The 899-nt window shown below is 48.5% G+C and carries 1 protein-coding gene; it reads left to right on the top strand.

Annotation, left to right across the window (positions count from 1 at the left end; all coding sequences use genetic code 11):
- The coding region (locus A3750_RS15320) for a class I SAM-dependent rRNA methyltransferase (RefSeq protein ID WP_068548416.1) at positions 1–899 on the top strand (899 nt) is incomplete at both ends.

Here is an 899-nt window from a genome sequence, read left to right as displayed (position 1 = left end):
AAGAAAACGCCCTTGAGAGGATTCGCCGCTGGTGAACAATGCACGATTGAGTCGCACTCTGGGCAATTTCTTGGCGTTGCTTTCGTCAATCCGAATACGCTTATTTGTGGTCGTTTATTTAGTCGCGATAAGCAAGCGGTTTTTGATCGGTCTTTGATCGCGCATCGCCTAAATATTGCTTTGTCTCTTCGCGAAACACGCTTTGATGTGCCTTGCTATCGTCTCGTTTTTGGTGATAGCGATGGCATGCCAGGCTTGGTGATTGATCGTTTTGACCAAGATTTTGTGGTTCAAATATCTATCGCCGGTATGGAGATGTTAAAGGACGATATTCTGGCGGTGCTAGAGAAAAAGCTCAAACCACGTTCGGTGTTGTTCAAAAACGATGGCAAGATGCGAGAGTCAGAAGGTCTAGAGAATTATGTAGAGCAGGCTACAGGTGAGTTACAAGAGGCGGAGCTCGTTGAGAATGGAGTCCGCTTCGTTGCGCCCGTTCAGCAAGGTCAGAAGACCGGCTGGTTTTATGATCATAGACTTGGGCGAGCAGCCCTGAAGCCATATGTGAAAGGCAAAAAGGTTCTAGACCTTTTTAGTTATGTTGGTGGTTGGGGTGTTCAAGCGGCGGCATTTGGTGCTTCAGAGGTGACATGCGTTGATAGCTCACGTTTGGCTTTAGACTATGTGCATAAGAATGCAGAGCTCAATGGTTTGCAGGATCAGGTAACGAGTATCGAGGGCGATGTGTTTGAAGTGTGCAAGGCGTTACGCGAGCAGGGAGAGCGCTTTGACGTGGTGATTGCCGATCCGCCAGCGTTTATTCCGCGCCGTAAGGATCAAAAAGCCGGTGAGATCGCCTATCAGCGACTGAACCAGATTGCGATGCGCTTGCTTAATAAGGA

Source organism: Oleiphilus sp. HI0079, from assembly GCF_001635105.1.
The sequence above is the reverse complement of the archived record's forward strand: the minus strand, read 5'-3'. Positions and strand labels throughout refer to the sequence as shown.